This is a genomic window from Nocardia yamanashiensis (assembly GCF_021183565.1).
GTDB classification, from domain to species: Bacteria; Actinomycetota; Actinomycetes; order Mycobacteriales; family Mycobacteriaceae; genus Nocardia; species Nocardia yamanashiensis.
The window spans coordinates 510120-537023 of the sequence record NZ_CP089226.1 but is presented as its reverse complement, the minus strand read 5'-3'; the positions used below and the strand labels follow the sequence as shown (position 1 = coordinate 537023).

Sequence of the window (26904 nt, the reverse complement as noted above, 5' to 3'; positions counted from 1 at the left end):
TGAGGTCAAGCCGACCGCTCAGCCCGCCGCCCGCATCAGCCCGTGGGCGCTCGCGGAGGCCACCAGATCGCCTGTCCGCGTGAATATCTCGATCCGGCCGAACATCCGGCCGCTGCCGGCGAACGGGCTGCGGCAGCGCAGCAGCAGCCAATCGCGCACGTCGACCGGGCGATGCACGGTGACGGTCTGGGCCAGCATGGCCGAGATGCCGATGCCGCCGAGCCGGTCGATCTCCGCTTGCGGATAGGGCCGCAGCGCGACCGGCCCCAGGAACGCCTCGCTGGCGTGAGCCAGCAGGGCGCGCGAAACGACGGGCTGCTCGGGCGCTTTGCCGCAGCGCATCCACACATCCAGCGATGGCGGGCCCGCCACGTCCGGCCCCAGCGCGTCCGCGCCGCCGAGGGTCCGGACCTCCCAGGGCAGCAGTGCGCACGGCAGTTCGGCGCAGTCCTCGGGCCCCGGCACCTCGGGCGGCAGGTCGGCGTCGTGGGCGATGAAATCCGGTTCCCCGGCGCTCAGCATCACCAAGGCGCGCGCGTGTTCGCGCTCCTGCTGCCGGAAACTCACCTGCACGGTCGCGAGCGCCCGGCCCGACTGCACGACCTCGACCTCCACATCCACCGGGCGATCGGCATATCCACCGCGCGGGAACACAGCGTGCAGGGACTGGACGGTCATATTCGGCACCGTGCGCTCCGCCGCCACCACCGTCTGCGCGAGGGTCTGGCTGCCCAGCGTCGTCGGGAGCGTCGAAGTCACATTGCGGGCGCGGAACCGGCCCGGACCGGCCTCCTCGAGATCGAGCACGTCGAGCAGGTCGGTCAGGTCGACCACCGGCCACATTCGGGTACCACCAGCCATCGCGAAATGCTCGCACACCGCGGCGGTTTCGCTGTAGCCGAGGGTTCGCTCAGTGGCAGATCTTGCTCGCGACGTCCGCCGGAACGCCGAGTTCGGTGCAGCGCAGGGCACTCCCGAGATCCACCGGCTGCCAGCCGCCGCTCGTCGCCACATAGTGGAACAGCACCTGCGCCCGGTTGACCGTGTTGTTGTGGGTGCCGCTGTGCGCGATGGCCCAGTCACCCGCGCATTCGATGCCGTCCTCCAGCTCGATCGGCTTGGCCAGGCGGGACTCGACATCGGTGCCGCTCAAGGCTTCCAGCAGCTTGGCCTTGGTGACGGGGCAGGCCGATCCGCCGGTGGGGCTGGGATCGGTGACCTGCGTCGGGAAATCGCGATCCGGGGTCACCGTGCGCCCGTCCGAGCCGAGGGTGAGCGTGACGACGACCGGCCCGCCCGAGGGGCAGCAGCTGGCGTCCTGGCCGGTCAGCCAACGGTATCGGACCTGCACGCTGCGATCGGAGGATCCGGTCACCGCGGTGTAGGAGGTCGATTTCTTGGTCGCCGTGCCCAGATAGCCGGCGTGGTTGAACAACATCACGTGCCACGGCGAGCTGGCGGTGCCGCGCGGCGTGCCGGCCAGCACCCACAGCAGGGCCGGGCAGGAGCCGACGGCCGCATCGGTGCCGCTGTCCGCGTAGAAGCCGTCACCGCCGACGTTCGCGCCGAGCTTGGCCAGCGCCGCGGTGACCACCGGCGAACTCAGGTCGACGCATTTGCCGTTTCCGGCGGTGGCAGGCGCGCTGTCACCGGTCGAAGTGGTGGCCGGTGGCTGTTGCGTGCCGGGGCCCGGTTCCGACGACGTCCCGCCGGTACCGGCCGGAGTCGTCGCCGCCGACGATGTGCCGCCCGACTGCGGCGACCCGTCGTCCTGACAGCCCGCCGCCAAGGTCAGCGCGGCCACCGCCATCACGATGCCGACGATCCTCTTCATGTCGATCCCCTTCCCTCGTCCTGACGAACACGTCGTACCCCGGGTGAAGTTCGTTGCGCCCCAGCTTTCATGGGCATCGAATCATCCGACCGGCAGCCGGGGTTCTCGGAGATCATGGATCAGGGACGTTTGCGCGGGGAGTGAAGACCATGATGCTGATGCCGAGAACGGTTTCCTGCGGGGGTACGGAACATGCGGTGGGGTATCTGAACGGGGAGCTGTGCGCGCCCGCGCACGATGCGGCCGAGATCGAGCGGGAGCAGGCGCTGCTCGCGTTCGGCGGGCGGGCGACGGGGTGCTTCGAGCAGTTGTTCGGGGCCTACCGGGATTGGATTCAGCGGCAGATGCAGATGGTGATGGAGAACCGGCACGCGCGGGGAGCGGGGTCGGTGGCGGAGCTGATCGAATTGGTGCGGTGCGGTGGCGGATTGGATACGCGGGCGGCGCGGGACGGGTACACGCCGCTGGAAGTGGCTTGCGCGGTGGGGCATTCGGAGACGGTGCGCGGATTGCTGCGATTGGGGGCGGATCCGCAGGCCAATGGCGCTCGGGCGCTGCGCGTCGCGGCCACGCACGGGTTCGGGGAGGTGGTGGGGATCCTGCTGTACGCGGGGGTGGCGGTCGATCACGCGGATGCGGCGGGGCGGACAGCCCTGCACGTGGCGGCCGCCAACGGGCAGGCCGGGGTGGTGCAGTTCCTGATCGCAGCGGGGGCGGACCGGGACCGGGTGAACAAGCGCGGGGAGACGCCGTGGCAAGAGGCCATGGCGCACGCCCACTTCGATCTTGTGGTGTGGCTGTGCTGAATTCCGTTCATTCCGAGCTGGTTTCGATTTCGACGGCTTCGATCCAGCCGGGCGGGCGCGGCGGGTTCTCGCCGATGAGGACGGCGATCACGCGCGCGCCGGGGGTGACGGCGGGCCAATCGGTGTAGCCGTCGGTGAGGACGACGATCACCTGCGGGCGCTGCGGCAGGCGTAGGGCGGCGTCGATGCCGATGGTGAGATCCGTTCCGCCGCCGCCGCGTAACTCGATCTCCTCGATCCGGGTCACCTTGCGGACGGTGTGCACGGCGGCGTCGCAGGTGAGCACGGTGACGCGTTCGGCGCCCAAGCCGACGCCGCGCAGGATGCCGGTGATCTCGGCGTAGGCGACGGCGAGATCGTCGGGGCTCATGGAGGCGGAGGTGTCGATGACCACGGCCACCCGGGGCAGCGGGCGGGCCAGGGCGGGCAGGATCACCTGGGGCACGGCCGCGCCGCGGCGGGCGGGACGGCGGCGGGTGTAGTCGACGGCCCCGCTGGCCCACGAAATCGCTTCGCGCAGACCGCCGCCCAGCTTCAGGCGCCAATCGACCACCGGTTCCAGGGTGTGCTCGGCCCAGCGCAGCCAGCCTTCGGGGACCGAACCCGCGGTGCGTTCGTGGGCGCGGACCGCTTCGGCGGTGGCTTTGCGCAGGGCGGCGGCCTCGGTGGGATGCACTGCGGGGGTGTCGCGTTCGGCGTCGGCCTCCCAAGGACGGCCGCCCGGGGTGGCGCCGCAGTCGGGTGCGGCGGCATCGAATCCGAAGCGCCGCGCCAAACGGCCCGGGACTTCGTCGTCGCCGAAATCTCCTGCGCTGGAACCGAACTGCTCTTCGAGCGCAGCGCGGATGGTTCGCACGTATTCCTCGAACATGCGACCTTCGGGGAGATCGAACAGGCCCGGCAGCATCGGGCCCTCCGGCAGCACCAGTTCGTCCGCCACCAGATCATCGTTGATCTCGCAGTCCTGGGCGATGTTCACCAGCATCGGATGCACCGGTTCCGGCAGCTGTTCCGCGCGTTCGAAATGCGCGCGCAGCAGGTGCGAGACCTCGTGGATGAGCACGCCCGCCAGCGCCGGAACCTCGTTGCGCGCAACGAATTCCGGACCGACATAGCAGCGCCATTTCGCGTCCACGCCGATGGTCGGCACCAGGTTCGAGGGCACGAAGGTCAAGGCGTAGAGCGCCGTGGCCAGGTACGGGCGATCGGTGGCGGCGCGGAATCGGGCCGCCAGCAGTTTGGTGCGATCCACCTCGGCCGCGGCGGTCACGGCCGGGACGGCATTCGCCCGGCGAGGCGCAGCACCTCGATGAAGGCGTCCAGCACCGGCGGTGCGGGCCAATCGTTTCCGGCGCGCAGCGCGGCCAGATCGAAGGCGGCGCGGGCGGCCACATCGGGGGAACCGGCGTGCACCGCCTTGCCCAGCACCTCCCAGCCCGCCTCCCAGCGCGCCCGGGTCACCCGGCCCTGCACGGCCGCCACCACCGCGGTGAGGAAGGCCAATTGGCGATCGCCGCGCGCGGGCAGCGCGAACGCCGCCGGGTCGGCCAGCACCGCTTCCGGATCGGGCAGATCCAGCTCGTCGATGAAGGCCAGCAGTTCCAGCCCCGCGCCCGGACCCACCGCGCCGGAGACGGCCAGGGTGATCGCCTGTCGGTCCGTGCCCGCGGCGAAACCGAAGGCGAGCAGGCGCATCACCATCTCCCAGGTGCGCGGAGACGGCCAGGCGCGGCCGCGGTCCTCGGTTTCGGCGGGCAGCCGATGAGTGAGCACCGGTCGCGCGGAGAGGAATCCGGCCACCAGGCCCCGCGCCCGCGCCACCGCGGACGGGCCCGCCGCGGGATCCACCTGCGGCACCGTCACGGCCGGCCAGGTACCGGCCAGCCCCCTGGACACCACCGCCGGATCGTGCACCCAGTCCAGGTGCACGAACCGGTTCGCCAGCGGCGGGCTCAGATGCCAGCCGTCGGCCGCACTCGCCGCCGGATTCGCCGCCGCCACGATCCGCACCGGCGGCGGCAGATCCAGACTGCCCACCCGCCGTTCCAGCACCACCCGCAGCAGCGCCGCCTGCACCGCCGGTGGCGCGGAGGACAATTCGTCCAGGAACAGCAGCCCGTGCCCGGCGCGTGCCAGTCGTACCGCCCAGTCCGGCGGCGCCATCGGCACCCCGTTCACCGTCGGATCCGCCCCCACGATCGGCAGGCCCGAGAAGTCCGACGGCTCGTGCACGCTCGCGATCACCGTCTCCACGCTCACCCCCAGCCCGACCCCCAGCTGCCGCAGCGCCGCCGTCTTCCCGATCCCCGGCTCACCCCACAGCAGCACCGGCAGGTTCGCCCCCACCGCCAGCGCCAGCGCCGACACCGCCGTGTTCTCCGAGGGCTCGTAGCGATAGTCGGTGCAGCGCGCCAGCAGCGCGTCCGCCACCGCCAGCGCGTTCACCCCGGCCGCCCCCGCGCCGTTCGTCCCCGCCCCGTCACCGATATGCCCGTCCAGCTGCTCGACCATGTTCGGATCCTCCCTCCGTTTCCCCACTGTGCCAGAGGATTTCGCGGCTGCCCACGGCCGCTGTTCACGGGCGGCGCGGGCGATGCGTCAGGGGGCTTGATGCGCGGGGCGGCGAAATTCGTTTTACCGCTGTGGAAGCCGCTGCTACCGTGATTTCAACGCCTCCCCCGACGAACAGGAAAGGTGGCCCAGTGACCGAGCTCGTACAGCTCCCGTTCGATATCGTCCGCCGCCTCCGCGTCGGCGTACGGAACGTTTTCTGAAGGTTTCGGCGGACGCCGGATCACCTTTACCGCAGGCGAAATTCACACGGCACGACCGGCCATCGCGCGTGTGAACGCCGTTCCTCCCCCAGGGAAACCGACACCCCCGACAACCCCGCGCACCTCAGTGCCGAGTAGATGTCAAAGCCGACATCCGCGCGGGGTTCGAATGCCCGTGGCTCAATGGACAGAGCGCCTCGCTACGAACGAGGAGACTGGAAGTTCGATTCTTCCCGGGCATACCGTTCTTCGATGATCACTGCTCGGTGATCACCGCTCAGTGATCGTGGTCGTCCTCGCCGTGCGGGTGGCCGTGGGCGAGCTCGTCCTCGCTGGCATCGCGGATCTCGACGACCTTCACCTTGAAATGCAGCCGCTGGCCGGCCAGCGGATGGTTGGCGTCGATGGTGACCTCATCGCCGTCCACCTGCACGACGGTGACGATCTGCGATTCGCCGTCCGGAGCCTCGGCATGGAATTCCATCCCGGGCTCCAGCTCGTCGACCCCCTCGAACATGTCGCGATCCACGGTGCTGACCAGTTCGGCCAGGTACTCGCCGTAGCCGTCCTCCGGTTCGATGACGACCTCGAGCTCGTCACCGGCGGACTTGCCCTCCAGGGCCTGTTCCAGACCGGGGACGATGTTCTCCGCGCCGTGCAGGTAGACCAGCGGGGCCTCGCCCACCGAAGTGTCGAGCACCTCGTCATCGTCGCTGGTCAGCGTGTAGTCGATGGAGACGACTTTGTCGGTTGCGATCTGCATGAGGTGAGCCTAGCCAGCAATCAGCCCCGGGTGACGATCAGGTCCACCCGATATTCCGATTGCGCGACCGGCTGCTTGGACCGCGGCTCGGGATGCAGGGCGAGCAATCGCACCTGGTAGTCGCCGACCGCGGCGTCCGGGGTGGCATTGGCGGGACTGTGGAGTTCGAGCCGGGTGTCGGCATTCGCGATCGTGGCGGTCAGCACGACGGTGGCTTCACCCGCCCAGACGCAGGTGACGTCGACCGGGCAGCGGCTGTCCGAGGGAACCTCCACCAGCCGCAAGGTCAGCCGGCCGTCGTCCAAGCGGACGGGAATGCCCGGCGCGAGGGTGAAGCGGCTGCCGAGCGCGGCGGTCGTATCCGGCGCGGAGGTGGTCGGTGACGTCTCCGGCGTCGCGGATTCCGCCGAAGCCGGCGGCGGCGTCGCCCGCACCGGGTCGTCGGGCGAGGAACAGCCCGTCGCCACCAGCAGGACGGCGAGCGCCACCCCGCTCACGAAACGTATTGCGGCCATGCCTCATTGTGCCCTCCGATCTCGCCGTCGCCTCCCGGGCAAATGACCGGTACTGGGGCAAGATGGGGTTCGGATTGTCCACGCTAGGGGAGGTTCGATGCTGGAAGTCGCGCATCTGGTGCGCAGGTTCGGTGCGAAGACGGCGGTGGACGATGTGTCGTTCACCGTGCCGGACGGCGCCCTGACCGGGTTCGTGGGCGGCAACGGCGCCGGCAAGACCACCACCATGCGGATGATCATGGGGGTGCTGGCCGTGCACGGCGGGGAGGTGCGCTGGGCCGGGCGGCCGGTGACCATCGCGGATCGGCGGCGGTTCGGGTACATGCCCGAGGAACGCGGGCTGTATCCCAAGCAGCCGGTCGCCGATCAGCTGGTGTATCTGGCGCGCTTGCGCGGGATGAGCGCCGAGGCGGCCAAGCAGCGCGCGCAGGAGCTCCTGGACCGATTCGATCTCGGGGCGCGCGGCAAGGACAAACTGGAATCGCTGTCGCTGGGCAATCAGCAACGCGTGCAGATCGCCGCGGCGGTGATGGCCCGGCCCGAACTGCTCATCCTCGACGAACCGTTCTCCGGCCTGGACCCCGGCGCGGTCGATTCGATGGCCTCGCTGCTGAAAGAGTTCGCGGCCCAGGGCGTTCCGATCCTGTTCTCCTCCCATCAGCTGGATCTGGTGGAACGGCTGTGCGATCAGCTGGTCATCCTCGCCCAGGGGCGGGTGGTGGCGGCCGGATCGGCGGCGGAACTGACCGCGGGCGGGCCGCAACGCTATCGGCTGCGCCTGGACGGCGACCTGGACTGGCTGCGGGCGTTCGACGGCGTCGAGGTGCTCGAGCTCGCCGACCACACCGCGCTGCTGGAGCTGACCGGCACCACCACCGACGAACTCCTGTCCAAGGCAATGACTTTCGGATCGATCAGGGAGCTGGCCGAAGTGCGCCCCTCGGTATCCGACATCTACCGCGAGGTGACGGCATGAACGACACGGCGACCCCGCGCGGCGTCTGGCGCATCGTGGCCCGGCGCGAAATCCTGGTCAAGCTGCGCGACCGCAACTTCCTCATCTCCACCGGCATCACCATGCTGCTGCTCATCGCCTCGCTGGTGGTCAGCGCGTTCGTCAGCGGCCGCACCGAGACCGTGGACATCGCCGTCACCGGGCCGGGCGCGGTGCAGGTGGTCGAGCTGGCGGGCAAACTGGCCGACAATGCCGACGCCAAAACCGCTTTCGCCATCCACGAGCTCGGCGACGCGGCCGCCGTCGAACAGCAGGTTCGGGACGGCGACGCCGACGCCGGACTGATGCCCGGGGCGTCGAACGGCTGGCAGCTGCTGGGTAAAACCGGTGAGAACGACACGGTGAACACGTACGTGAGCGCCGCCGCCGGGCAACTCGCGGTGCAGCGCAATGCCGCGGCCGCCGGTATCTCGCTGGAACAGCTCTCGCGGGGCGCGGAAGTGAATTACACGGTGCTGGAACCGGATTCGGTGGACGCCGGGGTCGCCAAGATCGCGACGCTGGTCTTCGGTTTTCTGTTCTATCTGGCCTCGATCCTGTTCGGCCTGTCCATCGCGCAGAGCGTGGTCGAGGAGAAGCAGAACCGTATCGTGGAGATCCTGGCCAGCGCTATTCCGCTGCGGCAGTTGCTGGTCGGCAAGGTCATCGGCAATGCGGTGATGGCGTTCGGGCAGCTGCTGCTGTTCGTCGCCGCGGGCCTGGCCGGACTCGCCGCCACCGGCAAGGCCGATCAGATCCGCCAGGTGGGCGGGGCCGCGGGCTGGTTCGTGGTGTTCTTCGTCGTCGGCTTCCTCGCCCTGGCCAGCCTGTGGGCGGTGGCGGGCGCGGTGGCCACCCGCAACGAGGATCTGCAGGCCACCTCGACGCCGTTGACCATGTTCCTGATGGCGGTGCTGTTCGCCGGAATCTTCCTGTCCGGCACGGCCCTGACCATCGCGTCGTATGTGCCGATCGTCTCGGTGGTGGCCATGCCCAGCCGCCTGGCCGCCGGTACCGCCGCCTGGTGGGAGCCGTTGCTCGCGCTGGCCGTCATGGCCGCCGCCACCTACGGCACCGTGGTGCTCGCCGAAAAGATCTACCGCCGTTCGCTGATGCAGACCCAGGGCCGCATCAGCATCCGGCAGGCGCTCGCGCTGGAGGACTGAGCGTCAGTCCTCGTCATCCGCGGCGGACGGTTCGCCGCCGCCGCGGATCGACCACAAGACCCCGTCCAGCTCATCGGGTTTGATGAGCACGTCACGGGCCTTGGAGCCTTCGCTCGGGCCCACCACGCCGCGGGTCTCCATCAGATCCATCAGGCGGCCCGCCTTGGCGAAGCCGACCCGCAGCTTGCGCTGCAGCATGGAGGTGGAGCCGAACTGGGAGGTGACGACCAGTTCGGTGGCCTGCAGCAGCAGGTCCAGGTCGTCTCCGATATCCGGGTCGACGTCCTTCTTCTCCCCGGCCTTGGCGGCGGTGACGCCCTCCTGGTAGTCGGGTTCCTTCTGCTCCTTGGTGAATTCCACGATGGCGTGGATTTCCTCGTCGGAGATGAACGCGCCCTGCAGACGGGTCGGCTTGTTCGCACCCATGGGCAGGAACAGGCCGTCGCCCATACCGATCAGCTTCTCCGCGCCCGGCTGATCGAGAATGACTCGCGAGTCGGTCAGCGACGAGGTCGCGAAGGCCAGGCGGGACGGCACATTGGTCTTGATCAGACCGGTGACCACGTCCACCGACGGGCGCTGGGTGGCCAGCACCAGGTGAATGCCTGCCGCACGGGCCTTCTGGGTGATGCGGACGATGGCGTCCTCGACGTCGCGCGGCGCGGTCATCATGAGGTCGGCGAGCTCGTCGACGATGGCCAGAATGTACGGGTACGGCTTGTACACCCGTTCACTGCCCAGCGGCGCGGTGATCTGCCCCGACTTGACCTTGCGGTTGAAGTCGTCGATATGGCGGACCTTGTTGGCCTGCATGTCCATGTACCGCTGTTCCATCTCCTCCACCAGCCAGGCCAGCGCGGCGGCGGCCTTCTTGGGCTGGGTGATGATGGGGGTGATCAGGTGCGGAATGCCTTCGTACGGGGTGAGTTCCACCATCTTGGGGTCGATGAGGATCATCCGCACCTCGTCCGGCGTCGCGCGCTGCAGCAGCGAAACCAGCATGGAGTTCACGAAACTCGACTTACCGGAACCGGTGGAACCGGCCACCAGCAGATGCGGCATCTTGGCCAGGTTGGCGCAGACGAACTCGCCCTCGATGTTCTTGCCCAGGCCGATCACCAAGGGGTGATGGTCGTTCCGGGTGGACGGGGCCTTGAGCACGTCGGCCAGGCGCACCAGTTCGCGATCGGAATTCGGGACCTCGATGCCCACCGCGGACTTGCCGGGGATGGGAGCCAGCAGGCGGACGTTCTCGGTGGCCACGGCATAGGCGATATTGCGGGCCAGGGCGGTGATCTTCTCGACCTTCACGCCGGGGCCCAGCTCGACCTCGTAGCGGGTGACCGTCGGGCCGCGCACGAAACCGGTGACCGCGGCGTCGATCTTGAACTGCACCAGCACCTCGGTGATGGCCTCGATCATCGATTCGTTCGCCGCACTGCGCTTCTTGGGCGGATCGCCGTCGGTGAGCAGGGTCAGCGGGGGCAGATGGTAGTCGCCCTCCACCTCGCGTTCGGTGACGAACTCCAGCTGCTGCGGCTCCGGCGGCGGCGGGGTCTGATCGATGACCTTGGGGGCCTTGCGGGGCTTGGGTTTCGGCTGCTCCGGTTCCGGAGCGGTCTCCTTGGCAATGGATTTGGCGTCCTGCAAAGGCGGTTCGCCGATGACCTCGGTGGCCGCGTCGGAACCGCCGAACTCGTCCGGCGGGTAGTTCTCCTTCGGGGTGCGCCCGCGTCGGCGCACCTCGGGACGGTGCAGCGGGAAGCCGTCCGCGTCGTAGTTGGCGGGGTCGTAGAGGCCCGGTTCGTCCGAATAGCGTTCGTATTCGTCGCCGCCCGCGCCGGTGCCGAAGATCTCGCGCAGCCGCTCGGGTACTTCGCGCACCGTGGTGCCGGTGACCAGCAAGATGCCGAAACCGATGGCCAGCAGCAGCAATGGCACGGCCAGCCAGCCGCTCAGGCCGTCCCGCAGCGGACCGCCGATCACGTAACCGGCGAATCCGGCCGCATGGGCGCGGCCGTGTGAGTCGGTGGGCGCCCCGGCAGCCAGATGCCAGAGCCCCAGCACGGGCAGGCCCATCAGCAGGCCGCCGAGAATCAATCGGGGCCGGATCTCGGGCTGCGGTTCGGTGCGCATGAGGATCACCGCGATGGTCACCGCCACGAAAGGCAGCCCCGCCGAAGCGGATCCGGCCACCCACCGCACCACCGTGTCGACCCAGCCGCCGACCGGGCCGCCCGCCGCGAACCACACGGCCGCCGCGATCACCACCGCGAAAGCCACCAGCCCCAGCGCGATCCCGTCCCGCCGATGCCCGTGCTCGATCTCCCCGGCCCGGCTCACCGCCCGCGTACTCGCCCCCAGCCCGCGCGCCAGCATGTTCCATCCGCTGGTCACGCCCCGCCGCACCACCGCCAACGGCGCGGTGTTCGACTGCCGTCGCGGCGCCGGCCGCCGCGCCGCCGCGGACCTCCCCGCCGCCGGAGCGCGCTTACGCGCCGGAGCCTTCGCGGGCGTGCGTGGACCCCGCGCCTGGGACCGTGCCGGAGCCTGCCCCCGCGCCGATCCCCCGCGCGAACGTGACGTTGCGGTGCCGCGGGCCTTACCTGCCATGCGGTCCAGGCTAGCCGCAACCGCCCCATACGGACCATCCGCAACACACGACCCACCCATTCCAGACATTGTCGAACCGGCCACACCCCCAGCCCGAAAACAATGACCTTTCGGCCTGTGACCGGGCGGGTGAGTCAGTGGACGGCGGGGAGGCGCGGGGCGCGTTCGGGCTTGCGGGCCATGGCCGTCCAGCGGGTGAGGGCGGCGTCGAAGTCGGGGATTTCGCTGGTGGCGGCCCGATAGCATTCGGCGGCATCGACATTGCGGCCGAGGCTGCGCAGGGCGGTGTAGCGGACCAGCATGTTGTAGGTGTGCAGGTGGTCGATGCGACCGGAATCGCGGGTGGCTTCGGCGCGTTCGGCCTGTTCGGCGGCTTGGGAGAGGCGGCCGGCGCTGAGGTGGGCGAGAGCGGCGCGGGTGTGGATGGTGGATTCGAAACGGCTGCTACCGGCGCGCTGGGCGGCGTGCAGGGCCAGATCGAACAGGTGGGTTCCGAGTTCGGCTTCGCCTTCGCTGCTCATCACCCAGGCGGCTTCGGTGAGCGCCCACATGACATTGCGGCGGGTGCCGGGGTGACTGTCGCCGACCACCGCGCGGGCGGCGGCGGCCAGGGAATCGCGATTGCGGCCGGCGGCCGAATACGCCTGGGCCAGGAAGGAATACGCGACGCGCACGCATTCGGGGCTGGCGCCGGCGCGGTAGAGGCCGAGCGCGGCGGCGGAATGGGTGGCGGCGCGGTTGGGATCGTGCTGGTGCAGCGCGATCACACCGGCGAACAGGTGTGAACAGCCCGCGACCCAGGGTTCGGCGTCCGGGTTCACCTCGGCGAGGAGCCGCTGCACGTGCGCGTCCGCGCGCTGCGGTTCACCGAGTTCGGCGACCAGGGCGAAAACCAGGGCCAGGCGGGCCCGCTGCGCCGCAACCACATTGCCGTCGAGTTCGGCGGCGTGGATGAGTTCTTCCAGGGCCTTCTCGATATCGACCGTGGAATCCCCGGCCAGCATGGTCTCCCCCACCGCCAGCGCCAGATCCGCGGCGAGCGTGCGGTGATGCGGTGCGCCCGCGGCGGCGAGGCGGTACAGCGCGATCAGATTGCGGCGTTCCACGTGCAGGAAATCGCAGGTGGCGTCCAAACCGACCAGCCGGGTGCCCGGATGCCCGGTCGGCGCGAGCGCGATCCGCAGTCCCGGATGCCGCACGCGCAGCACGGTTTTCATGGTGGCCAGGTAGTAGTCGAGCAGCCGCGCGGTCACATCCACCCCCGCGTCGGCGCGATGCCCGAGCGCGAAAAGCCGCATCAGATCGTGATAGTGGTAGCGCCCGCGCCCCACGCTCTCGAGCATGCCGCGATCCACCAGCTCCTCGCACAGGTCCTCGGCCATCGGCTCGGTGGTATCGAGCACCGCCGAAGTCGCCGCCAGTGACAGATCCGGCAGATCCGCCATGGCCAGCAGCCGGAACGCTCGCGCGGCATCGGCGGGCAATTGCGCGTACCCCGCCCGGAAAGCAGCGGTCAATGCCAGATCCCCCACCCGGAACCGATCCAGATCATGCCGATCCGCGGCCAGCCGATCCGCCTCGGAAATCAGCGTCCACCGCGGCCGCGCCGCCACCCGCGCCGCCACGATCCGCACCGCCATCGGCAGCAACCCGCACAATTCCACGATCCGCCGCGCCGCCTCCGGCTCCGCCGCCACCCGATCCGATCCGACGATCCGAGTGAAAAGCTCCACCGCCTCGGCGATATCGAGCACCTTCAGCGCCGCCGTCCGCACCCCCGGCAACGCCGTGAGCGGCCGCCGCGCCGTAACCAGCACCGCACACCCCGGCTCCCCCGGCAACAACGGCACCACCTGCGCCGCGTCAGCGGCATTGTCGAGCAGAATCAGCATCCGCCGCCCGCTCATCGCGGACCGGAACAACGCAGCCCGCTCGGCCACACCCCCCGGCACCTCCCGCTGCGGCACACCGAGCGCCCGCAGAAACGCCCCCAACACGTGCTCCGGATCGGCAGGCTCCTCCCCCGCGCCCTGCAGATCCACATAAAGCTGCCCGTCGCCGTAGTGGTCCCGAACCCGATGCGCCACATGCAAAGCCAACGTGGTCTTCCCGACGCCCCCCATCCCGGAGATGGTAACGATCGGCGGCGCACCGGCCTGCCCGCCCCGGTCGTCCCGCCACCCGCGCCCGTCGCCCACGGCGATGGGCTCAGCCGTGGATGCGGTCTCAGTGATGCGGGCCGACGCTATGGCAGACGTGGCGGTAGACGCCGTCACGGCCGCAGACGTAGCGGCAGGCCCCGCGACCGACGCGGCGCTGGCCACCGACGCGGACGCAACTGCGGGCGCGACAGTCGGTTCCGAGGCAGGCGCGGTGGTCGGTGCGATAGGCCCGGCGGTCAGCAGGGCGCAGAGCTCGCGGACCATATCCTGGCGGCCGGTGAAATCGGCTGCGTCCGGGGGCAATTGCGCGGGCTTGGGCGCGCTCACCGTTGCCGGGGCGGTGTCGGTGGCGGGGAGTTCGTCGGACAGGATCTGACGGTGCAGTTCCAGGAGGACCGGGCCGGGTTCGATGCCTTGTTCCGAGACGAGGAGGCGGCGGATGCGCTGGTACTCCTCGAGGGCTTCGGTGCGGCGGCCGGCTCGGTACAGGGCGGTCATCAGGAGGCCGCGCAGGCGTTCGCTGTGCGGGTCGGCGGCGATCAGGGCGGTCAGGTCGGCGATGGCGCGCGAGTAGTCGCCGCGGCGGACGGCGATTTCGAGGAGATCCTCTTCCAGGCTGAGGCGCAGCCGCCGCAGGCGGGCGCGTTCGGCGGCCACCCACGGCCCGGGTACGCCGGTCAGCGGGTCGCCGCGCCAGAGGTCGAGGGCGGCTCGGATCGCGGCCTCGGAATGATCGAGATGTCCTGCGGCGCGGGTGTGTTCGACTTCGGCGCGCAGGCTCTCGACCCGGTCGATATCGAGTTCGACGGGACCGGAGAGCCGGTATCCGCGCGTCTCCGAAGTCAATTCGAGGGTGCCCGGCCGCATGGCGAGCTGTTTACGAAGCGCCCACGCGTAGTTGCGGAGGGCGCCCACCGCCGAGGACGGCCGATCCGCACCCCAGATGCCGTCGACCAGTTCCTCCACCGACACGGTGCGCCCGCGCGCGCACGCCAGCATGACCAGGGCGGCCTGCTGCTTGGGCGGCATGGGCGCGGTCGGCGCGCCGGCACACCTCAACTCGACCGGTCCGAGAACCGTCAGTTGCCAAGACATTGCGACCACCTCATCACAGCACGGGCTTCCTGCCGATCACGAAAGCTACCGTTCGTCGCGTGATCGTTTCATGATCGGTGTTCGCGCCGCCAACCGGATTGGGAATCCGATCCCGCCTGGTGGACGGTCAGACGCTGCGGTCCAGCGCGTGCACGATGTCGACGTCGGCCGGATCACCGGCGGCGGTCAAGCGGACCTCGTTGCGGCCGAAGGCGTGCAGCAGCAGCTCCGACGGCGGGCCGGTCAGCACCACGGTGCGGTCACCCGCCCGGTGCGCGACGGTGCGATCACCATCGGGCGTGGCCAGCTCGACGGTAACCGGTGATTTGCGATATGCCATGCGCGCCAGGCCCTTCAGGATCTTCCAGAGCTGGGCCTCGTCGGCGGCGGGCAGTTCGCGCGGCTCCCAGCCGGGCGCGCCGCGGCGCACGTCCTCGTGGTGCACGAACATCTCGGTGGTGTTCATCAGGGCGTCCACCGGGCGCAGGTACCAGGGCGGGCCACTGCTCACCACCTCCAGCAGCTGCGGGTAGGGACGCCGGGCCACCCGCCGCTGCACGCCGTCCAGGTAGGAGGCGAGGGGTTTGACCAGGATGCCGGCCGAGGCATCGGGGCGGCGTTCGCGCACGATCAGATGGGCGGCCAGGTCGCGGGTCGTCCACTCACCGCACAGGGTGGGGGCGTCCGGACCGGTGGCGGCCATCGCCTGCACCAGGGCTTGCCGTTCCCGTTGCGCCATGCTCATGAAGTCACCCTAATCGGACACCACCGGCGGTGCACAGCACGGGTTTTCGAAGCGCCTGCTTCCGAATGGAAATGCCCCGGATCCGTCGCCGTTAAGCGAACGACCCCATGAACGACAAGTCGGGACTCCGATCATGAAATCGGCAGGGGGGTAGGCGTATCCGGGTACGGATCGCGAAAACCTCTTCTAAGAGCGCCGTTTCGAATTGGCATCGGCCAATTCATATCGGTAGCTTGATCAGTCGGTCCATCGGGTCGTGGATCGTGTGTACATGAAGGGCAATATCTTGAAGAAGTTCGTCACCGGCGCGGTCGCGATCGCCGCGACCGCCGGTTCACTTTTGGTCAGCGCGGGCTCCGCCGGCGCGGCTCCGGTCTATTTCGGCGCGATCTCGGTCTCGCCGTCGACCGGCAATATCGGGACCAGCCTGGACTACTCGTCCATGGGGCAGGCACGCAGCAATTCCCAGTCGACCTGCGGTCCCAGCGACTGCAAGACGCTCGCGTCCTGGTCCAACGGGTGCGGCGCGGTCGCCTACTCCCGGTCCGCCCGCCAGTACACGGGCGGAGCCGCGGCGAACGTGCGCGCGGCGCGGTCCGCGGCGGTGGCCGCGAACCGGGGCAATGACGCCACCATCGTCAAATGGGCGTGCACGTCCAATCACCAGGTCTAGGCCGGGCCTTCCGAAATCAGGGGAGAAATTCGTTGAAGCACACCGTATTCCGCGCCACCGCCGCGCTCGCACTGGCCGCTTCGGCCTTCGGCCTGGTCGCCTGTAGCACCAGCGAGGCCGAGTCCGGCAAGTCCGCCGCAACCTCGTCCGCCGCCGCCCAGTTCGAGAGCGGCGGGGGTGAGAACGCCGAGGGCGAGGCGCCGACCACCACCACGGTGCCCAACCTGCCCAAGCCCACCGTGCAGGAACTGAACGACAAGATCACCAAGGCCTTCGATCCCTCGGTCGACGCCAAGTCCAAGGCCGCCATGATCGAAAACGTGGACCTGGATCCCAACCTGGCCGTCAAACTCGTCGACGCCGCCAAGGCCAACAAGGTCAAGATCGAGATCACCGAGGTCGGCGAACCCTCCGACGGCAAACTCGTCGCCAAGGCCAAGGTCACCATGGACGGCAGCAATGTCGACGACGCCAAGGTCACCTTCGTGGCGTCCGGCACCGACTGGAAGATCGACCACAACTACGCCTGCAGCATCGTCAAGACCGCCAAGCTGGACTCGGCAGCCTGCCAGGACTGAGGTAGTAAAAGACAGGAAGCGCCCCGCAGCTGATGCCGCGGGGCGCTTGTGTGTGTGGGGGGGGAAGGGCGCAACGCCCGAAACGACGGGGTGACACGCAGCTCGCCTGGCAACCATTCGGCGGGGTGCCCTTCCCCACCCCTTACCGCAGAGGGCCCCGCAGCTACTGCTGCGGGGCCCTCTTCTGCTTTTACCTCAGACGCCGATCACCGTCGGAATGATCATCGGGCGGCGGCGGTAGGTTTCCGCGACCCAGCGGCCCACCACGCGGCGCACGCTCTGGGCGATGCGGTGGGTGTCGCTGACGCCCTCGGTGGCCAGGCGGTGCAGTTCGGATTCGACCAGCTGCTGGGCCGAGGACAGGGCGTCCGGATCGTCGGAGAAACCGCGACCGTGGACTTCCGGTGTGCTGACGGCCTTTCCGGTGGAGGAGTCGACCGCGACGGTGATGGAGATGAACCCGCCCTCACCGAGCACCAGGCGATCCGAGAGGGTGGACTCGCCGACGTCACCGACGGACAGGCCGTCGACGTAGACCTGGCCGACCGGCATCCGCCCGGTGATGGTCGCGATGCCGTCGACGAGATCGACCACGACGCCGTTCTCCGCCAGCACCACTCGCTCCTCGGGCACGCCGGTCGCCACCGCGAGCGCGCCATTGGCCCGCAGGTGCCGCCATTCACCGTGCACCGGCATGGCATTGGTCGGCCGCACCGCGTTGTACAGGTACAGCAGCTCACCGGCCGAAGCATGCCCGGACACATGGACTTTCGCGCTGGCCTGCGTCACCACGGTCGCGCCCAGCCGCGCCAGGCCGTTGACCACGGTGAACACCGCGTTCTCATTACCCGGGATGAGCGAGGAGGCCAGCACCACCAGATCGTCTTCGCGAATATTGATCTGGCGATGGTCGCCGCGCGCCATCCGCGACAGCGCCGAGAGCGGCTCGCCCTGCGACCCGGTCGAGATCAGCACCAGCTTGTGCACCGGCAGGTTCGCGGCCTGATCCAGATCGACCTCCAGGCCGTCCGGAATGTTCAGGTAGCCGAGATCCTGCGCGATCTGCATATTGCGCACCATGGACCGCCCGACGAAGCAGATGCGGCGGTCGTAGCGCATGGCCACATCCACCACCTGCTGGATCCGGTGCACGTGGGAGGCGAACGACGCCACGATGACCCGGCCCTTGGCCTTGCCGATCACGCTGTCCAGCACCGGGCCGATCTCGCGTTCCGGCGTGACGAAGCCCGGCACCTCGGCATTGGTGGAGTCCACCAGGAACAGATCCACGCCCTCGTCGCCCAGGCGGGAGAACCCGGCCAGGTCGGTGAGGCGGCCGTCGAGGGGCAGCTGATCCAGCTTGATGTCGCCGGTGTGCAGCGCGATGCCCGCGGGCGTGCGGATCGCCACCGCGATGGCATCCGGAATGGAGTGGTTGACCGCGAAGTACTCGCAGTCGAACGGCCCGTGCTGGGTGCGCTGCCCCTCCACGACCTCGATCAGCTTGGGCTGCAGGCGATGTTCCCGGCACTTGGCCGCGACCAGCGCGAGGGTGAACTTGGCGCCGACGACCGGGATGTCCCGGCGTAGGCGCAGCAGGAACGGCACCGCGCCGATGTGATCCTCGTGCCCGTGGGTGAGGATGACGGCCGCGACATCGTCCATGCGGTCCTCGATGGGACCGAAGTCCGGCAGGATCAGGTCGACGCCGGGCTGCTGGTCCTCGGGGAACAGCACGCCGCAGTCGATGATCAGCAGCTTGCCGCCGTATTCGAAAACGGTCATATTGCGGCCGATTTCGCCGATGCCGCCGAGCGCGAACACCCGCAGCCCGCCCTTGGGCGCGGCGGGCGGGGTGCCCATGGCGTGCGGATCGCGGCGGATCGGGGCGTCCTGCTGGCCAGGGCGGCCGCGGCCACCACCGCCACCGCGGCGATTGCGGTCCTGGCGCGGACGGCCGGAACCGGAATCGTCCTGACGCGAACGGGACTCGTCCTGACGCGCGGGCGCTTCCTCGGCCTGGGCAGCGGCGGCGCGGCCGCCACGGCCGCCGACCGTGCCATTGCGGCGCTCACCGCGCGCGGTGCGGCTCGAACCCGACTGCGCCGCAGCCGGTTCCGCTTTGGCGGCCGGCGCCTCGGCGGGCGTCTGGACGGATCTGGGTTCCGGCGGCGCCACCGGGGTGGCGGGCGGCTCGGGAGCCGGTGCGGGCGCACCCGCGGCGCGGGAGGCGGTACGACGGGGACGGCGGGCTACCGGGTCGCTCATGCAAGCACCCCCGCAGCGCGGAGGTCCACCGCGAGTTCGTCGAGTTGGTCGGGCGTCGGCATCACTTGCGGCAGGCGGGGTTCGCCGGTCTCGACGCCGAGCAGACGCAGTGCGCCCTTGGTCATAGCGACACCTCCCAGGCGGGACATAGCCCGGTTGAGCGGAATCATGCTGGCATTGATCTCACGCGCACGCACCACGTCGCCGGCCTGGTAGGCGGTGACGAGCGCGCGCAGCCGATCCGGCACGAGATGACCGATGACGGAGATGAATCCGGTCGCGCCGACCGACAGCCAAGGCAGGTTGAGCACATCGTCACCGGAGTAGAAGGCGAGCCCGGTTTCGGCGATGAGTTCCGCGCCGGCGTTCAGGTCGCCCTTGGCGTCCTTGACCGCGACGATGCGCGGGTGCTCGGCGAGCTTGCGAATGGTGTCCGGGGCGATGGCCACCACCGAACGCGGCGGAATGTCGTAGAGGGTGACCGGCAGGTCGGTCGCGTCCGCGATGGCGGTGAAGTGCGCGAGCAACCCGTCCTGGGTGGGCCGCGAGTAGTACGGGGTGACGACGAGCAAACCGTGCGCACCGGCGCGCTGCGCGTTGCGGGCGAGCTCGATGCTGTGGGCGGTGTCGTAGGTGCCGGCGCCCGCGATGACGGTGGCGCGGTCCCCGACGGCGTCGACGACGGCGCGCAGCAGATCGAACTTCTCGGACTCGGTGGTGGTGGGCGACTCGCCGGTGGTGCCGGAGATGGCGAGCAGGTCGACGCCGCCGTCGATCAGACGGGCAGCGAGGGCGACACCGGCATCGACGTCGAGCTTGCCTTCGGCGGTAAAGGGGGTCACCATCGCGACACCTACTGTGCCGGACGCGTGCAGCTCGATTCGCGTCGATTCACCGTTCGTCATAGTCAGAAGGCTACAGCGTCACCGGAACGACTTTTGCACCGTTATACCCGAACCGTGCCCTCGGCGACGGTGATTCGCGCGACGCGCCTGCTACTGACGCCAATATTCTCCTTGTATGACGTCAGAAATGACAGCACACTGGTGTCATGAACCTCGACAAGTACACCGCCCAGCTGCGCGAGAATCTGATCGCCGCGGCCGCGCTCGGTGACGAGAAAACCCAAGCCACCGCCGCCGCCCTGGCCGCCGCGACCGAACACTCCACCCGCCTGGTCCTGCTGGCCGCGCTCTCGGACCTGGCCGCCGAAGTCACCGCCACGCTTCCCGACCGCACCGTGCACGTCTCGGTCGACGGCACCGACGCGCACGTGGATGTGCGCAAGACCCCTGGCGAGGAGGAGCCCCAGCAACCCACCTTCGAGGAGATGACCGGCGATATCAGCCGCGTCACCCTGCGCCTGGTCGAGCAGATCAAATCCCGCGCCGAGGAAGCGGCCGCCCAGTCGGGACAGTCGTTGAATTCCTGGCTCGGCGCCGCCGTACAGGGCGCGCTCCGCGATCAGATGAAGCGCGCCAACGGCCCGCGCTGGGACCGGCCGAACAACTGGGACAAGCCGAGCAGCGGCGAGTGAAGACTGTCAATCGATGACGGTGACGCGACCGTCGGTGTCGATCTCGGTGCGGTGATCGTTGTCGGGCGCGTCGGCCAGCACCGTCGCCAGCACGCGACGGCCGAGCGGCAGTACGCGGACGGTGATCGATCCCGAATTCGCCGCGTCCAATTCCCTTGTGGCGGCATCGATCACCCGTTTACGCACCCATTCCGGCACCCCGCCGAAGCCGCCGTCGTCGAGCAGCACGACCTCCACGCCGCGCGAGCGCGCACCCCGCGCCGCACCGCTGAGCTCGTCGGTGACGAGTTGCGGCGCGCGCAGCCCGTCGCGGAGTTCGGCTTCCAGCAACCGGCATTCCTCGCGTTCGACCGCGGACAGTTCCGCGCCCTCGGCGATGCGTTCCAGGATCGGCCGCGCCACCCGGTCCAGCCGGGACAGCTGCCGGGTGCGTTCGTTGTCGGCGGCCGCCATGGTCGCCTCGGCGGCGGCGCGCAGCATGGCGTCCTCGCGCAGCAGCCGCAGTGAACGCTGCATGGGCCGCATGACCGCCGCGAACACGGTGATGGCGGTGACCGTGCCGACCGGAATCAGCGATCCGACAATGGTTCTGGATTCGAGATTGTCGCCCAGCCCGGCCAGCAGCAGCACGCCCGCGGTGGCGATCACGCCGACCCACGCGGTGCGCACCCGCCCGCGCAGCACCAGCACGGCGAACACATAGGACGACGCGAACGCCGACCACACCGACTGCTGCCCGTGCGGATGCACCGGCAACATGGTGGTCAGGGCGGTGGCCACGGGCGGCGCGGCCGCGGTGAACACCGCGATGGGCAGCGGCAGCGGATCCACCGGCACCACCAGCAGCAGCGCGGCCGCGCCCAGCATGAGCAGGGTGCCGAGCAGCGCCGCCCAGGTCGGCGACTCCCCGAAATTGCGGACCATATAGAGGACGATGGTGGCCTGCAGGATCACCAGGAACAGCCAGGCGGCCCGCCCGCGCAGGCCGAGCAGATCGCGCAGCCCGAACCGGGGATCCAGTTCCGGTACGCGCACGTCAGCGGGAGCCATCGCCACCCCACACCAGAGTCACCGTGGTGCCCTCGCCGGGCGCGGATTCCACGAATCCGGAACCGCCGGCCAGCTGCCGCATGCGCCCGAGAATGCTCATCGACACCCCGAGCCGGTCCGCCGAGACGGCCGCCAGGTCGAATCCCGCACCGTCGTCGTTGAATACGATCCGGATGCTGCCCGCCGACACCGTGGTGGTGACGGTGCGGCGCACTTCGCGCCCGGTCACGTGCGCGTGCCGCAGGCTGTTGCGCACGGCTTCGCTGAGCGCGGCGGCGATGGTGCTGGCGGCATGCACCGGCATGCGCAGGTCGTCGTAGCCCGGCCAGGTGCGGGTGGCGAAGCGAATGCTCGGATTGACCTCGTGCACGGCGGTGCGCAGGAACAGCACCGCCGAGCGGGCGTCGAGCAGATCCGGATCGCGTTCGGTGCTGTATTCGTCGAGTTGTTCCAGGGTGCGCTCGGATTGGCGGCGCAGCACATCGGATTGCGCGCCCGCGCGGGAGGCTTCGAGCAGCGTGGAGAGCACGGCGTCGTGAATGAGCGCGGCGAAGCGGGCGTGCTCGCGGTCGCGGGCCTGCGCGGCGGCAGCGGCGGCGGCGCGCCGGCTGGCGATGGCGGATTCCCGGTCCACCCGCGCCGCCGCTCCGGTCGCGGCGGTGCCGCACCAGACGAACAGCGCCGCCAATCCCGCTGCGCGCAGGAAGTTCTCGGCCACCAGCAGCGGCGTCACGTGCGCGACGGTGTAGACGGTGGACAAGGCCGCGGACCCGGTGGTCACCAGCAGATAGGTGATCGAGAGCCGGGTCGGCCAGGCCAGCACCGCCGCGGCCACCGCCAGCGCGGTCACCCGATACGGCCACACCGTGGTGGCATCGACGCTGTGCGGGTCCAGGGCGAACGGAATGGTCGCGAGCGCGCCGAGGAAACTCACGGCGGCGCAACCGGACACCACCCGCACGTACCGGGATCCGGCGAACGCCGACACCACCGCGATGATCGGATACCAGCCGAAGGCCAGCGCCGTCGAGACCACCGCCCACCAGGGCGAGGCCAGCCGGCCCTGTTCGGCGATCTCGGGTAATTCGAAGCAGCACACCAGGATTCCGGCGATGCCGACGGAAATCCCGAGCCGCCGCATGATCCGGTCGTAGGCGGCGGTGGCGGGATCGTCGGCCACGGTCAGGCCGCCGGTCACCCGCTGCACGAACTGGGACATGGCGGGCAGTGCGCGCCGGGCGGGCGCGGAGTCGAGAGTGCCCGATGCGGTCATGCGCGAGGATGCCGCTCGGGAACGGGCAGCCACCCGTCCTCGACCGCACGCTTGTACAGATCGGTCTTGGTCGGCGCCGGCCGTCCGGCATCGGCGTACTTCTGCCGGATCCGCCCCAGATAATCATTGACCGTCTGCTCGGACAGTCCCGTCATCCGGGCCACCCGCGAAGCCTTCTCCCCCGACGCGTACAACTGCAGCACCTGCTGCTGCCGCGGGCTCAACCCCACATTCGACAATTGCGGATCCCCGTCGATGGCGGCCGCCCAATCGGTGGTCACCACCTGCTCCCCGCTCGCGGCCCGCCGCACCGCACTGACCACGGTCTTGGCGTCCTCGGACTTGCGCACCACACCCAGCACGCCCGCCCGGGCCGCGGCCCGCACCATGAACGGATTGTCGGCCCCGGTGAACACCAGCACCTCGATCCCCCGCGCCCGCAGCGCCCGCACATTGTCTTCCGGCGAGGACCCGTCCGCGAGCCGCAGATCCAGCACCACCAAATCCAGCCGCGGGGCAGCGGCCAGCAATTCCGCCACCGTCCCCGCGGTGGTGACCAACTCCAGATCGGCCTCGGGCGCGAGCATCGCACTCAACCCGATGGCAACCGACTCGTGGTCCTCGACCAGCCCGATACGACGAATCCCCGACTCTTGCCCCTGCACGGCGGCCGTCACCTCTTCCCACACTCCCACGAATCACTTGCCAAGCAGTATGCCGGTGATCGCCCCCGATCTGTCAGCCACCAGAATTCAGGGCGTCGAGCGTCCCGCGTGGTCACGGCACACGAAGTTCATGCCATGAGCTGGGCGGCGACCGTCGCACCCAATTCCCAGCAGGCCTGGATATCGTCCTTACCCGGTTTCCCCGAAACCGTCACATAGTCGGCCGCTTTCACCCATCCGAGGCCCGTCGTAATGGACGTGACGCCCTTTTCCGCTCCCTCGGTGCCTTCATTGCCGTGGATGTAGAGCCCGAACGGGCGGCCGCGCGTCGAATCCAGGCACGGGTAATAGATGACGTCGAAGGCGTGTTTCAGGGCGCCGCTCATGTATCCGAGGTTGGCGGGCGTGCCCAGGAGATATCCGTCGGCTTCCAGCACGTCGGTCGGCGTGACCGCCAGGGCGGCCCGGCGGACGAGCTCCACCCCTTCGATCTCCGGGTCGGTCGCGCCGGAGACCACGGCCTCGAACATCGCCTGCGTGAACGGCGACGGCGTGTGATGGATCAGCAGCAGTTTCGGCACCACCCGAGCCTAGGACGTCACGGTTTCCCAGTCGAAGCGTTCTTCCCCGGCGAGCCCTCGCTCCAACTGCTCGTAGAACATCGACTCCCCGACCCGCAGGCCCTCGATGGTGGACCCCAGGTTCACGCCGTGCACGAAGCGCGCCGACTCCCGACCGACCTCGAGCGCCGCCAGCCATCCGTCCCAGTCCGCCCCGCACAACCCGCCACTGGTCTCGGCCCAGAAAAGCGCGGTCTCCGGCGCATCCGCAGTTTTGAATCGTCCGGCCCCGGCCAGCGCGAGAAACGCGGTGAACACATCCGATTCGATATATCCGAGATCGAACATGTACACGTGCAACGCATCATCTCGATGAATCAGCACGGTCACCATCGGCAAACCCCCGCGCCCCACCTCCCGCCGCTTCCTGAAGAACTCCCTGGGCGTCACCCCCGTCTCGACCCGCCCCCAAGCCGAATCCGCCCCTTTCCCATCCCAGAACCACCCGTCGAACACCGCGCCGGGATTCCCGACGACCTCCACCCCCGGAATCGCCGTATCGAGCCATTCCTCGAATCCAGCCCGGCTCACAGCGATTCGAGCCGCCACCATGAAACTGTCCGTCACGAGCCGAGGGTAAGCCAGAGGTCCGACAAGCGCGGCGGCCGTATGACAGCGGGAACAGCAGCTCCAGGTGGAGATCCGCAAACCGGCGGATGCCGAAGCCTATCGGCAGACCACGCTCGCCACCGCCGGACGCGATGCCCGGATCAGTCAGGCCGAGGCGGACGCGCAGGAAACCCGGTTGCGCGCCGAAGCCGCTGCAGCGCAGACGAAGTTGCAGGCGCAAGCCGAGGCCGAGGCGATCAAGTTGCGCGCCGCCGCCCAGGCCGAGGCGACCCGGCTGACCGGGCAGGCCGAAGCCGATGCCATTCAGGCGCGGGGCCTGGCCGAAGCCGAGACGGTCCGCGCCCGGATGGCCGCCGAAGCCGCGGGCATCCAGCAGCGCGCGGAGGCGATGAGCAAGAACCAGGAGGCGGTGATCGCCCAGCAGGCCGGCACCCTCACCTCGATGGCCCGCGAATCCCTGCTGCCCGCAATCGAACCCGAAGCGGCGGCGACGAACGGTGAGGTGCCGCAGCGCACTTAGGCCGCGCCGAGCCTGCGCTGCACCGGCCGGGGCAATGGCACTCGGCCGGTCGGGGTGGGCGTGCACTGGTCGGTGATGCGGCCGGCCAGATCGGGGAGGAAGGGCGTCAGGTGACAGGCGATGGCGCGGCAGGCTTCCCAGAGCGTCGCCAGCACCGGTTCCAGATCGCGATGCCCGGCCTCGAATTCCCAAGGGCGGATGTCATTGACGTACCGATTGGCCGCCACCACGATCGCCCGCACCGCCTCGGTCGCCGCCCGGAAGTCGTAATCACCCAGTGCGGATTCGATGCGGGCATCGGCCGCCGCGAGCGTCTCGGACAACTTCTCCGACTGGGGCCCAGGAGAATCCGCAACCGGCGGCCTGCCGTCCAGCGCGCGGTGGATCAGGCTCACGGTGCGGTTCACCAGGTTTCCCAGCCCGTTCGCCAGCTCGTCGTCGGCACGATGCACCAGCCGCGCCGCAGTGAAATCGGCGTCCCCGAGCCGCGGCGGTTCCCGCAGCAACCACCAGCGCACCGCATCGACACCGTACTTTTCCACCAGATCCAGCGGATCGATGACGTTCCCGGTCGACTTGCTGATCTTCTTGCCGTCCAGGGTGAGATAGTCGTGCACCAGGATCTCGGTGGGCAGCGGCAAGCCGGCCGACAGCAGCGCCGCGATCCAGTACACGGCGTGGAATCGCAGTACCCCCTTGCCTACCAGGTGAATTCGCCGATCCGCGCCGATCCACCAGCGCCGCAGCTCCGTCTCGTCGGTCCCGTACCCGAGCGCGGTGATGTAGTTGGCGAGCGCGTCCCACCACACGTAGACCACCTGCGCCGGATCCCCAGGCACCGGAATCCCCCACCCCCGTGCCCGCGCCACCGACCGCGAGATCGAAAGGTCTTCCAGCCCAGCGTCGAGAAACGCGAGGATCTCGTTGCGCCGCTCGATCGGCTCGATCCGCACCGTGCCGTCGGTCAGTACTCGCCGCACCTCGCCCCGGTATCGCGACAACCGGAAGAACCAGTTGTTCTCCGCCACCGGCTGCGGTGCGGTGTCGTGGTCGGGACATCGCCCGTCCACCAGTTCCCCGGCGTATAGAACTGTTCGCATCCCACGCAATACAGCCCCTCGTAATGCCGCCGGTACAGGTCGCCCGCCGCCGCCCCGGCCCGCCACAGCCGCTCCACCCCCGGACGATGGCGCGGATCGGCGCTGGTGCGGATCACCGAGTCGATCGACAGTGAAAGTGGTTGCGCGAGTGCGGTGAATGCCGCCGCGTTGGCGTCCACGAACTCGCGCACCCCGACTCCGGCGGTCTCGGCCGCGAGCACGTTCTTGAGCGAATTGTCATCGGTTCCGGTGTGCAGCCGCACCGCGGCACCGCGCCCGCGCAGATACCGCGCGAGCACATCGGCCTGCACCAACTCCAGCACGAACCCCAGGTGCGGGCGCGCGTTGACGAACGGCAGCGTGGTGGTGAGGTAGACGGTCATCGGATCCTCCATGGGTATGGCGGGGGCTCCGACCCCGAACACGAATCGAGGCCCCGGTGGTCAGGGCCTCGAAACGGTTGTCGCGCAGCGTCAGTGGCCCCGGGTGCGGGGCATCATGTCGGTGTGCGCGGACGTGTTCACACCCGGAATGCTACCGGTGGAACCGAGGGTGCGACAGCGAGTTTTTCATGCGGCCCGCA

At 69.4% G+C, this 26904-nt stretch carries 24 protein-coding genes, 1 tRNA gene and 1 pseudogene; 8 read left to right on the top strand and 18 right to left on the bottom strand.

Translation table 11 applies throughout. From position 1 onward, the window contains the following. Positions 1-18 precede the first annotated feature (18 nt). Both LTV02_RS02505 and LTV02_RS02500 read right to left on the bottom strand, forming a co-directional pair. The gene (locus tag LTV02_RS02505) at positions 19-861 is read right to left on the bottom strand and encodes an acyl-CoA thioesterase (protein WP_233037789.1); all 843 of its coding nucleotides are present in this window, start codon (positions 859-861) and stop codon (positions 19-21) included. Between the two features lie 49 nt (positions 862-910). Continuing rightward, positions 911-1834, bottom strand: coding sequence for an LppP/LprE family lipoprotein (locus LTV02_RS02500; RefSeq protein WP_233037780.1), 924 nt, complete (start codon positions 1832-1834; stop codon positions 911-913). A 197-nt stretch (positions 1835-2031) separates the two neighbouring features. Between LTV02_RS02500 and LTV02_RS02495 the strand changes: the two genes are divergently transcribed. Continuing rightward, the gene (locus LTV02_RS02495) at positions 2032-2640 is read left to right on the top strand and encodes an ankyrin repeat domain-containing protein (protein WP_233037778.1); all 609 of its coding nucleotides are present in this window, start codon (positions 2032-2034) and stop codon (positions 2638-2640) included. A 7-nt stretch (positions 2641-2647) separates the two neighbouring features. Here LTV02_RS02495 and LTV02_RS02490 read toward each other — a convergent pair whose 3' ends face one another. Continuing rightward, complete coding sequence (locus LTV02_RS02490; RefSeq protein WP_233037770.1) at positions 2648-3910, bottom strand: vWA domain-containing protein; 1263 nt, start codon at positions 3908-3910, stop codon at positions 2648-2650. After that, the gene (locus tag LTV02_RS02485) at positions 3907-5151 is read right to left on the bottom strand and encodes a sigma 54-interacting transcriptional regulator (protein WP_233037768.1); all 1245 of its coding nucleotides are present in this window, start codon (positions 5149-5151) and stop codon (positions 3907-3909) included. The genes LTV02_RS02490 and LTV02_RS02485 overlap by 4 nt, the downstream gene beginning before the upstream one ends. Positions 5152-5583: 432 nt before the next feature. Between LTV02_RS02485 and LTV02_RS02480 the strand changes: the two genes are divergently transcribed. Next, positions 5584-5656: transfer RNA gene (locus LTV02_RS02480), tRNA-Arg, on the top strand. Between the two features lie 35 nt (positions 5657-5691). Here LTV02_RS02480 and LTV02_RS02475 read toward each other — a convergent pair. Both LTV02_RS02475 and LTV02_RS02470 read right to left on the bottom strand, forming a co-directional pair. Then, positions 5692-6177, bottom strand: coding sequence for an FKBP-type peptidyl-prolyl cis-trans isomerase (locus LTV02_RS02475; protein WP_067706467.1), 486 nt, complete (start codon positions 6175-6177; stop codon positions 5692-5694). Between the two features lie 20 nt (positions 6178-6197). Beyond that, positions 6198-6692, bottom strand: a complete 495-nt coding sequence (locus LTV02_RS02470) for a hypothetical protein (protein WP_233037759.1) — start codon at positions 6690-6692, stop codon at positions 6198-6200. Between the two features lie 97 nt (positions 6693-6789). Between LTV02_RS02470 and LTV02_RS02465 the strand changes: the two genes are divergently transcribed. Beyond that, entirely contained in the window at positions 6790-7668 is an 879-nt protein-coding gene (locus LTV02_RS02465) for an ABC transporter ATP-binding protein (protein WP_233037757.1), read from the top strand. Next, a complete protein-coding gene (locus LTV02_RS02460; protein ID WP_233037755.1) occupies positions 7665-8852 on the top strand; it encodes an ABC transporter permease in 1188 nt (395 codons plus the stop codon). Before LTV02_RS02465 ends, LTV02_RS02460 begins: the two co-directional genes overlap by 4 nt. Positions 8853-8855: 3 nt before the next feature. Here the strand turns inward: LTV02_RS02460 and LTV02_RS02455 are convergent, their stop codons facing one another. The 3 genes from LTV02_RS02455 to LTV02_RS02445 form a co-directional block, all read right to left on the bottom strand. After that, positions 8856-11465, bottom strand: a complete 2610-nt coding sequence (locus LTV02_RS02455) for a DNA translocase FtsK (protein WP_233037753.1) — start codon at positions 11463-11465, stop codon at positions 8856-8858. A gap of 134 nt (positions 11466-11599) precedes the next feature. Then, entirely contained in the window at positions 11600-14722 is a 3123-nt protein-coding gene (locus tag LTV02_RS02450; protein ID WP_233037752.1) for an AfsR/SARP family transcriptional regulator, read from the bottom strand. 127 nt (positions 14723-14849) lie between these two features. Continuing rightward, on the bottom strand, positions 14850-15467 hold the full coding sequence (locus LTV02_RS02445; protein WP_233037750.1) for a TIGR03085 family metal-binding protein: 618 nt from the start codon (positions 15465-15467) through the stop codon (positions 14850-14852). 271 nt (positions 15468-15738) lie between these two features. Between LTV02_RS02445 and LTV02_RS02440 the strand changes: the two genes are divergently transcribed. Beyond that, the gene (locus tag LTV02_RS02440; RefSeq protein ID WP_233037748.1) at positions 15739-16140 is read left to right on the top strand and encodes a DUF4189 domain-containing protein; all 402 of its coding nucleotides are present in this window, start codon (positions 15739-15741) and stop codon (positions 16138-16140) included. A gap of 32 nt (positions 16141-16172) precedes the next feature. Beyond that, on the top strand, positions 16173-16718 hold the full coding sequence (locus tag LTV02_RS02435) for a hypothetical protein (protein ID WP_067706443.1): 546 nt from the start codon (positions 16173-16175) through the stop codon (positions 16716-16718). Between the two features lie 195 nt (positions 16719-16913). On the opposite strand, the gene LTV02_RS02430 is transcribed toward LTV02_RS02435, so the two are convergent. Together LTV02_RS02430 and dapA are read right to left on the bottom strand one after the other, a co-directional pair. Continuing rightward, positions 16914-18986: a ribonuclease J gene (locus LTV02_RS02430; protein WP_269821602.1), complete on the bottom strand. Its 2073-nt coding sequence runs from the start codon at positions 18984-18986 to the stop codon at positions 16914-16916. Further along, positions 18983-19891 carry a 4-hydroxy-tetrahydrodipicolinate synthase gene (dapA, locus tag LTV02_RS02425; protein WP_233037745.1) on the bottom strand — a complete coding sequence of 303 codons (909 nt, stop codon included), beginning with the start codon at positions 19889-19891 and terminating at the stop codon, positions 18983-18985. The genes LTV02_RS02430 and dapA overlap by 4 nt, the downstream gene beginning before the upstream one ends. Before the next feature lie 146 nt (positions 19892-20037). Between dapA and LTV02_RS02420 the strand changes: the two genes are divergently transcribed. Continuing rightward, complete coding sequence (locus tag LTV02_RS02420; RefSeq protein ID WP_233037743.1) at positions 20038-20523, top strand: hypothetical protein; 486 nt, start codon at positions 20038-20040, stop codon at positions 20521-20523. A gap of 6 nt (positions 20524-20529) precedes the next feature. Here LTV02_RS02420 and LTV02_RS02415 read toward each other — a convergent pair whose 3' ends face one another. From LTV02_RS02415 to LTV02_RS02395, 5 genes are all read right to left on the bottom strand, one after another. Next, positions 20530-21573 (bottom strand): hypothetical protein, encoded by a 1044-nt coding sequence (locus LTV02_RS02415; RefSeq protein WP_233037741.1) that lies wholly within the window; start codon positions 21571-21573, stop codon positions 20530-20532. Further along, a complete protein-coding gene (locus LTV02_RS02410; protein WP_067706427.1) occupies positions 21560-22846 on the bottom strand; it encodes a sensor histidine kinase in 1287 nt (428 codons plus the stop codon). Before LTV02_RS02410 ends, LTV02_RS02415 begins: the two co-directional genes overlap by 14 nt. After that, positions 22843-23541, bottom strand: coding sequence for a response regulator transcription factor (locus LTV02_RS02405; RefSeq protein ID WP_233037738.1), 699 nt, complete (start codon positions 23539-23541; stop codon positions 22843-22845). The genes LTV02_RS02410 and LTV02_RS02405 overlap by 4 nt, the downstream gene beginning before the upstream one ends. A 98-nt stretch (positions 23542-23639) precedes the next feature. Beyond that, the gene (locus LTV02_RS02400) at positions 23640-24041 is read right to left on the bottom strand and encodes a flavodoxin family protein (RefSeq protein WP_067707711.1); all 402 of its coding nucleotides are present in this window, start codon (positions 24039-24041) and stop codon (positions 23640-23642) included. 60 nt (positions 24042-24101) lie between these two features. Further along, complete coding sequence (locus LTV02_RS02395) at positions 24102-24698, bottom strand: hypothetical protein (protein WP_233037736.1); 597 nt, start codon at positions 24696-24698, stop codon at positions 24102-24104. 67 nt (positions 24699-24765) lie between these two features. Here LTV02_RS02395 and LTV02_RS02390 point away from each other — a divergent pair, with 67 nt between their 5' ends. Beyond that, a complete protein-coding gene (locus LTV02_RS02390) occupies positions 24766-25221 on the top strand; it encodes a hypothetical protein (protein WP_233037734.1) in 456 nt (151 codons plus the stop codon). Here the strand turns inward: LTV02_RS02390 and LTV02_RS02385 are convergent. Continuing rightward, entirely contained in the window at positions 25218-25673 is a 456-nt protein-coding gene (locus tag LTV02_RS02385) for a hypothetical protein (protein ID WP_408639385.1), read from the bottom strand. The genes LTV02_RS02390 and LTV02_RS02385 overlap by 4 nt on opposite strands. Before the next feature lie 3 nt (positions 25674-25676). Then, positions 25677-26704: pseudogene (locus LTV02_RS02380) on the bottom strand (methionine--tRNA ligase); the annotation flags it as partial. Positions 26705-26904 lie beyond the last annotated feature (200 nt).

Coding starts and splice junctions, on each gene's coding strand:
- dapA (WP_233037745.1), bottom strand. CDS start 19,891: ATGACGAACGGTGAATCGACGCGAATCGAGCTGCACGCGTCCGGCACA.
- LTV02_RS02430 (WP_269821602.1), bottom strand. CDS start 18,986: ATGAGCGACCCGGTAGCCCGCCGTCCCCGTCGTACCGCCTCCCGCGCC.
- LTV02_RS02455 (WP_233037753.1), bottom strand. CDS start 11,465: ATGGCAGGTAAGGCCCGCGGCACCGCAACGTCACGTTCGCGCGGGGGA.
- LTV02_RS02445 (WP_233037750.1), bottom strand. CDS start 15,467: ATGAGCATGGCGCAACGGGAACGGCAAGCCCTGGTGCAGGCGATGGCC.
- LTV02_RS02465 (WP_233037757.1), top strand. CDS start 6,790: ATGCTGGAAGTCGCGCATCTGGTGCGCAGGTTCGGTGCGAAGACGGCG.
- LTV02_RS02460 (WP_233037755.1), top strand. CDS start 7,665: ATGAACGACACGGCGACCCCGCGCGGCGTCTGGCGCATCGTGGCCCGG.
- LTV02_RS02470 (WP_233037759.1), bottom strand. CDS start 6,692: ATGGCCGCAATACGTTTCGTGAGCGGGGTGGCGCTCGCCGTCCTGCTG.
- LTV02_RS02475 (WP_067706467.1), bottom strand. CDS start 6,177: ATGCAGATCGCAACCGACAAAGTCGTCTCCATCGACTACACGCTGACC.
- LTV02_RS02485 (WP_233037768.1), bottom strand. CDS start 5,151: ATGGTCGAGCAGCTGGACGGGCATATCGGTGACGGGGCGGGGACGAAC.
- LTV02_RS02410 (WP_067706427.1), bottom strand. CDS start 22,846: ATGACCGCATCGGGCACTCTCGACTCCGCGCCCGCCCGGCGCGCACTG.
- LTV02_RS02400 (WP_067707711.1), bottom strand. CDS start 24,041: ATGTTCGAGGCCGTGGTCTCCGGCGCGACCGACCCGGAGATCGAAGGG.
- LTV02_RS02505 (WP_233037789.1), bottom strand. CDS start 861: ATGGCTGGTGGTACCCGAATGTGGCCGGTGGTCGACCTGACCGACCTG.
- LTV02_RS02440 (WP_233037748.1), top strand. CDS start 15,739: ATGAAGGGCAATATCTTGAAGAAGTTCGTCACCGGCGCGGTCGCGATC.
- LTV02_RS02500 (WP_233037780.1), bottom strand. CDS start 1,834: ATGAAGAGGATCGTCGGCATCGTGATGGCGGTGGCCGCGCTGACCTTG.
- LTV02_RS02450 (WP_233037752.1), bottom strand. CDS start 14,722: ATGTCTTGGCAACTGACGGTTCTCGGACCGGTCGAGTTGAGGTGTGCC.
- LTV02_RS02420 (WP_233037743.1), top strand. CDS start 20,038: ATGAACCTCGACAAGTACACCGCCCAGCTGCGCGAGAATCTGATCGCC.
- LTV02_RS02415 (WP_233037741.1), bottom strand. CDS start 21,573: ATGGCTCCCGCTGACGTGCGCGTACCGGAACTGGATCCCCGGTTCGGG.